The sequence below is a fragment of the Chelativorans intermedius genome, assembly GCF_025398255.1.
Lineage (GTDB): Bacteria > Pseudomonadota > Alphaproteobacteria > Rhizobiales > Rhizobiaceae > Chelativorans > Chelativorans intermedius.
Genome location: NZ_JAODNW010000054.1, coordinates 1 through 5883, shown reverse-complemented (window position 1 = coordinate 5883; position 5883 = coordinate 1). Strand labels below are relative to the sequence as shown.

Annotated in this window: 7 protein-coding genes and 1 pseudogene; 1 reads left to right on the top strand and 7 read right to left on the bottom strand. The window is 61.0% G+C overall.

The annotated features are described in order from the left end of the window. The 3 genes and pseudogenes from NYR58_RS19950 to NYR58_RS19940 all read right to left on the bottom strand — a co-directional run. Positions 1–314: pseudogene (locus NYR58_RS19950) on the bottom strand (hypothetical protein); the annotation flags it as partial. Then, positions 314–1246 (bottom strand): ArdC family protein, encoded by a 933-nt coding sequence (locus tag NYR58_RS19945; RefSeq protein ID WP_261522886.1) that lies wholly within the window; start codon positions 1244–1246, stop codon positions 314–316. The gene NYR58_RS19945 and the pseudogene NYR58_RS19950, both read right to left, overlap by 1 nt. 234 nt (positions 1247–1480) lie before the next feature. Continuing rightward, positions 1481–1666, bottom strand: a complete 186-nt coding sequence (locus tag NYR58_RS19940) for a hypothetical protein (protein WP_065818558.1) — start codon at positions 1664–1666, stop codon at positions 1481–1483. Between the two features lie 479 nt (positions 1667–2145). Here NYR58_RS19940 and NYR58_RS19935 point away from each other — a divergent pair, with 479 nt between their 5' ends. Further along, positions 2146–2952, top strand: a complete 807-nt coding sequence (locus NYR58_RS19935; RefSeq protein ID WP_261522885.1) for a DUF5677 domain-containing protein — start codon at positions 2146–2148, stop codon at positions 2950–2952. Positions 2953–3058: 106 nt separating this feature from the next. Here NYR58_RS19935 and NYR58_RS19930 read toward each other — a convergent pair whose 3' ends face one another. The 4 genes from NYR58_RS19930 to NYR58_RS19915 form a co-directional block, all read right to left on the bottom strand. Beyond that, the gene (locus NYR58_RS19930; protein WP_261522884.1) at positions 3059–4549 is read right to left on the bottom strand and encodes a gamma-glutamylcyclotransferase family protein; all 1491 of its coding nucleotides are present in this window, start codon (positions 4547–4549) and stop codon (positions 3059–3061) included. A 67-nt stretch (positions 4550–4616) separates the two neighbouring features. Further along, a complete protein-coding gene (locus NYR58_RS19925; protein WP_261522883.1) occupies positions 4617–5030 on the bottom strand; it encodes a type II toxin-antitoxin system PemK/MazF family toxin in 414 nt (137 codons plus the stop codon). Then, positions 5005–5259: a type II toxin-antitoxin system prevent-host-death family antitoxin gene (locus NYR58_RS19920; RefSeq protein ID WP_065818563.1), complete on the bottom strand. Its 255-nt coding sequence runs from the start codon at positions 5257–5259 to the stop codon at positions 5005–5007. The genes NYR58_RS19925 and NYR58_RS19920 overlap by 26 nt, the downstream gene beginning before the upstream one ends. 105 nt (positions 5260–5364) lie before the next feature. Beyond that, positions 5365–5883, bottom strand: a 519-nt coding sequence (locus tag NYR58_RS19915; protein ID WP_261522882.1) for a hypothetical protein, incomplete at its 5' end; no start/stop codon positions are given.

Genomic DNA, 5883 nt, shown 5'->3' with positions numbered 1-5883 from the left:
AACGCGGGAATCGACGCCCAGCGTTTACTCTCGGCGGCTCCCATGAGCTGATCACGGATGCTGCCCGCCGAAACGACGTGGATGGGGAACGGCAAAACGTTGGGCGACCGCAGCCAGTCGAGATGCTCATAGACCGCCTTCGGCTCCCAGCCAGTATCGGCGAATATGGCGCAATCGGGCATCGGGCCGATCTCGCCATGGGCGGCCATCAGCGCCAGGGTGGTCGATTGGAAGCCGGCGCCGAGCGATAGCACGCGCAGCCGGATGGCGGAGGGCTCGATGCCCTCTGCAGCAGCATTCGAAAAGGAAAGCATCAGGCCGCCTCCAACTTTCCCGTGCCGGTGGCGGAGGGCTGCAGACCGTGCAGGTAGGTCACGGCCCGTTGCGCATGGGCGGCGGCCTGAAAGATTGCCCTTCGGTCGTCGGAAAGGACGCGCAACCAGCTCGCAACATAGGACGCATGGTCCGGCCGCGGTTCGAGTTCGGGAACGATGCCGAGGTCCGCGCAAAGCAGCGCCGAGCCGATCTCGGCCACGAGCTCTTCGCGCGCGCGCTCGGTCTTGTCCTTGGCGTAGCGGCTCAGATCGCGGCCAACCCGATCGGGCCTCGAGGTCCAATGGACCGTTTCGTGACTGAGCACGGCGACGTAGGATTCGGCGTCCCGGAACGTCTCGAAGGGCGGCATCTGGATGTGATCGCTTGCCGGCGCGTAGAATGCTCGCGCGCCGCCATGCCGGACCACGGCCCCGGTGTTGGCGAAGAACCGGTCGGCATGTTCGATCCGCTCGACAGGATCGATGACCTTCGCGGGCCGGTGGTAATAGTGATCGGGAAGCCCGTCGATCTGATCGCAATTGAAGACGGTGTACGTCTTGAGGAACGGAATATCGCGCTCCAACTCCTCGCCCTGCGCGTCCGTCTCGGTTTTCGTGAACCGGCTCGCATAGACGACCGTCGCGCCGGTTTCGCCCTTGCGGACTTGTGCGCCGATCTGTGCCGCCTGCCGATAGGTCATCCAGAGCGGCGCGGTGAATCCGCGCGCCAGGCTCTCCGACCACAGCAACAGGACGTTGATGCCAGTGTATGGTTCACCGGTATGGCGCAGCGGGCGGGTTATCCGTCCGTCTGCATGGCCGGCGCTCCAGGGTTTCACCCATGGCCGCACGCCGTTTTCCAGGTCGGCAACGATCTTTTGCGTGATGCGCGCGTAGATATCGGTCTTCGCGCCCTTTTCTTTCCTGCTCATTTCAACCTCCATTTCTGGAGGCCGCGCCGATCGCGGCCCCGTCACGGGGCCGGTTCAGGCGGAGCTTCAGGGCGCGCCTGCACCCGCAGGGCCGGACCGAAGGGGAGGACGGCGCAAGCCGTTGCCGGCGCGGCCGGCTCTGCCCAGGCCACCGACCGGGACGGGCCGCGGGCGGTCGAAACAAGGGCGGCGGCGCCAGGCGCCGCCGCTGCGGAAAGTGAACCGAGAGCCGGTTCAGTGAACCGCGTGACCGCCGGTGTAGGGATCGTATTCGAAGAGGATGTCGACCTCCGCGTCTTCGACTTCATCGGCGGGGAGCACCCCGTATGCGTCGTCGGACTGGAAGAGGACCACCGGGGTCATCAGGGTCCGGGCGAGTCTCCAGGCGTGTTTCTGGGCGAGGGAAAGATCGTGCGACATCCGAGGGCTCCATCGTTGGAGCGGGCCATTCCCGCTCTGATGGCTCCGTCGGTGTGCGGCAAGCGGACGCGATCACCGTGCAGGCGTCAGCCAAACGGCCGCAGCGTAGCTAGCGGACCCTTTATGGGTTGATCGTGGAAGTCCCGCGGCCGCGCCAGGAATGCCATCCCTGAAGAGCGGGGTTGGACCGCCCTGATGAGTGAACCCAGTGTTGTGCATTCCGTGCTGGCCGAACATTGGTGCCTCAGACCGCACCCTGTTCTGGCGGTCGCGAAAGCATTGTCCAGGAGCGACGTGCAAATTGCAGCGCTGAGAAGGCCTCAGTCGGCAAGGAGGATTTCAGAGTCTGGCTCGTCGACCCGAACCATCGCAACCGTTGCACCTAGCTGTCGCACCGCGCATGCTGAACCCTGGCAAAGAGTGACAAAGGCAGGCAATCGCCACCAAGTCGTGCATGCTCAGATCAGATCGAGGGTGAGATGATGTTCGAGTTCGATTCAGACGGGTTTCTCACACATCGGAGCAGCGAGCTCGAAGGGGAGATTAATACGGCCCACCACCGACTGTTTGCGTGCGCCCGCCACATCAATCACGACTGCCATGAACTTCTATTTTCAGCCGATATCCGCAATCGTGACATCCGAGCGATTATTGTCGCTACGCTTTTCATGCGGCTGCTGGAGCATTACCAGGCTGTGATCGTCTTACTCAATAGAGGGATGATCGCCCCCGCAAGAGCAGCCCTCAGAGCGCTCGTTGAGACGACCTTCAAGATGCGTGCTGTTGCCACCGAGCGGTCCGCTCCGAAGGCCTTCATCGCTGAGGACCTGGTGGCGCGCAAAAAGCTGATCAACAAGGCACGAAACAATGAATACCCCAATCTGGAAGAAACCCGGAAAGCCATCTCTGACGAGCTTGTTAGGGAGCTGGAGCAAGAGATCCTGGCGACCGGTGCGAAAACACTCAGCACCGAAGAGTGGAGTAGGCGAGCTGACATGCACGATTGGTACATCACCAATTATGCATTGCTAAGCAAAGCTGTTCACACCCAGGTGCGGGACCTGGAGGCGTACCTGAGAATCGGGGAGTCCTGCGAGATTGAAGAGTTTCACTATGCTCCCGGTATGGATGATATCCCTCTTTTGATTCTCACGGCGGCCCATTGCCTCTTAATTGGAGCGTCTGCGTTCGATGGAGAATTCGAATTGGGCTTCGGGCCGAAGGGCGAACTGCACAGCAAAATGGTTGAAGCTGGTTTTCGGGCGCTCGACGAGGAAAATGCCTAACTGGCAACCCGACCAGAATTGGGTGTCGAAATCACTGAACGGTCGTTCCCGATAGCGCGCACGTTTGGACCGGAAACTAAACCGGCAATCCACCGAAACAGCAGTCTCAACGCCCGAGACTTGAGAGCGTCGCCCGCTGCTTCTTATCCCGTTCCTTGTCGGGATCATCGATCACGTCAACCGATTCAACCCATTGGGTAATATACTCCGGCGGCAGGCCGTGTTCCCTAGCACCTGCAAGGACGAAGTCCTTGTACCAGCCATAGGGCTTGAGGCTGTCGTCGACATAGTCCGAGCTGGCGAGATAGGTAAGGACCTTCCGCCTGCGCCCTCTTTCGTTGATGACCGTGACCATTGCGTGCTCGTAGCCGCTGCCGACACCCTCTGCCTTATCCAACTTCGCTCGCTCGGCAGGATCGAAGCTGAACAGGACTCCGATCACGCTACAGTCATCGCCACTGGGATATGCGTTGCACTTCCCGGATTTGTCCACGCTACGCTTATGAAAACGGAGCGAATGACCCGGCAAGGTGGCGATGCCGAGCGGCTTGCAGCTCGGCATGCGTTCGCGTAGCCGGGCGGTCGACATGTTGGACCCATAGGCGAAATAGACGACTGGCTCCGGTGGCCCGGTCTCTGTGTTCTTCAGCGCCGCGATCGCCGGATCGCCCGGCTTGAGGATCGCGCGCAGCGGCACGGTCATAATGCTGCACTCGTCGGACTGTTCACCTTCGCGTGTGATGATCGACTGGCCATCCTCGAGATCGAGGATTGGAACGGGCCTGCCGGCCCATCCGCAGTCGGGGCAGCGCGGTCGTTCCCATAAGACTCCGGGTGCTGCGGTGTTTTCGCCCTGTTCCGGCTCGAGATGTGGCGAGCCGCATTTCGGACACTCGACAGGGACACCGCGAAGCTCGCGAACGAGCAAAGAAGTCGCCATACCGATGGCGTGTTGGGTCAACGAGTGTGCCATGTCGGTATCGATCCATGTGGCCGACTTCGAGTGCGTCAGCCAGTTGGAGAAGGTCCATGCGGACTCAAGCGCACCCTTGAGGGCCCTGCGACGCTCCTTGTTGGTGTCTCCCGGCAGAAGATCATTGCAGATGATCTCCGCCCACGCCCGGAAGTTCGCGCGCTGCGGCGGTGTGTCGGTCCACGTTGCCGCGTCCTGCGCGACGCCGATCAGTTCGAGTAGCGTCTCCCGGCAGCGGACGCCGACAGCTTGATAGCCCGCGAGGTTGTGCGCCTGTGTCACGGCGGCGCCAGCTTCTTCGATCTTCTCGAAGACGGGGCCGAACGGGAGGATACGTTGATCACCATCCTGTTGTTCTGCCGTACGCGGGATTCGGAGGCTCAGGCCAATATGGAAGGTCAGAGCAAGGTCCATATTGGGGAACTGCTCTTGAGAATAGAGGTTTGTGCCGCCCGTGATGACCCACCAGCGATCCTTGTTGGTGTGGATGTCCCACACGTCGTGGCGCGTGTTCAGAACGGCCTCCGAGTAGACCTTCTGCATGAAGGTCACTTCGAGGTCGGGCGCCTGCCATTCGAAGTATTCCCGGGCTTCCTCGATCTCTTCTTCGGTAGCTTTCAGCATAATCGCCTTCCGCGATGGCTCGTCCGATCTTTCCGATCCTGAGTTGGTAAGGCGGACGGATAAATGGTCAGGTCCGATTTACGGCTCTAATGGCGATCCTTCGGGCCGACTGCTTGATGGTCGAGGCAATCTCGCGGAGAAAGGCAGCGCTAACCGATCCGATGGGTTCGATCGAAACGAAGTCGTAGTCCTTGTCCATTTCGACACGATTATACTCGTCGAGAATGATCCAGCACGGCGCGGCAAGACCTATGCGGCGGCATTCGGTTTCCGGCACGCTCATGGCGAGCTGGCCGGCAAGAGGTGGCTTGGATGTGAAGGGGAAGAGAAAAACGACATCCGGATTGCCCGGCGTCTTGATCACGATGCAGACGGGGCGAGGCTTCCGTCCGGATTCCTCGCCCTTTTGTGCTTCGCGGTGCCAGAGATAGTGGAACTCCGCGACGTCGCCCTGCTCAAACATCGGTCTTGGCAGGTTCAAGTATGGCGTCTATCCCTGACATGAGCTCCTCGTGGACATCGTCCGGCGCATCATGCAGCGAATAGGCCTTTGTCGGGCTCGGCTCGCCCCGCATTCGGTGATAATCCCGGGCCGAGAGGACATAGAGCTTTTCCTTGCCGTGCTTAGTGAGCACGACCGGCTCGATCATCGCCGTCTCGAGGATTTCGCCCGAGGATCGGTTCATATCGGAGAAGGTGTACTGTTTCATCTCTCGGCTCCAGTGTTTCACGTAAAATAGGTATTTTACGTCATTCTGTCAATCCGAGCTGTCGAACCGAAATAACGGGCGGAGCCGAAGCTCCGCCCGATGGGCTCAGCCAAAAGCCGCCATCTGCAATTCGGCCGCCTTGCGATCGACCGTCTGGCCGGGATTTTCGACATGGCGTTCGAAGGGCTTCCAGGCCTCACCGACGACCTCTTCGTAGGCAGCCACCACGCCTTCGGCAGCGCAACGGAGCGCGTGGGCCTGAATGCCCATGTCGGCCGCGAATTCGCGCTTGCGCTGGGCGGCGCTGTCGAAACCAACAGGACCGTCGAGGTCTGCGTCGCGGTCGTCGTTTGCGTTTCTGGCCGTGGCGTCGCGGGCTTCCGAGACCGACCGGGAGTAGAACTGACCCGCGCCGTGAGCTGAGCCGACATAGGACCCGACGATCCGCTGGAGATGGATCTGCATGGCTCGTTCGCCGAGGCCTTCGTTCAAGGAGTCGGCCGTGTCGATGATGATCTTGCGATGGAGCTCGCGGATACCGCCGCTGTCGATGACGGGGAGGCCGAAGCTTTCGGAAATGAGCGATGCCTGGGCGCTGTCGGGACAGGCGAGGCGGACCATTTC

Coding starts and splice junctions, on each gene's coding strand:
- NYR58_RS19945 (WP_261522886.1), bottom strand. CDS start 1,246: ATGAGCAGGAAAGAAAAGGGCGCGAAGACCGATATCTACGCGCGCATC.
- NYR58_RS19940 (WP_065818558.1), bottom strand. CDS start 1,666: ATGTCGCACGATCTTTCCCTCGCCCAGAAACACGCCTGGAGACTCGCC.
- NYR58_RS19935 (WP_261522885.1), top strand. CDS start 2,146: ATGATGTTCGAGTTCGATTCAGACGGGTTTCTCACACATCGGAGCAGC.
- NYR58_RS19930 (WP_261522884.1), bottom strand. CDS start 4,549: ATGCTGAAAGCTACCGAAGAAGAGATCGAGGAAGCCCGGGAATACTTC.
- NYR58_RS19920 (WP_065818563.1), bottom strand. CDS start 5,259: ATGAAACAGTACACCTTCTCCGATATGAACCGATCCTCGGGCGAAATC.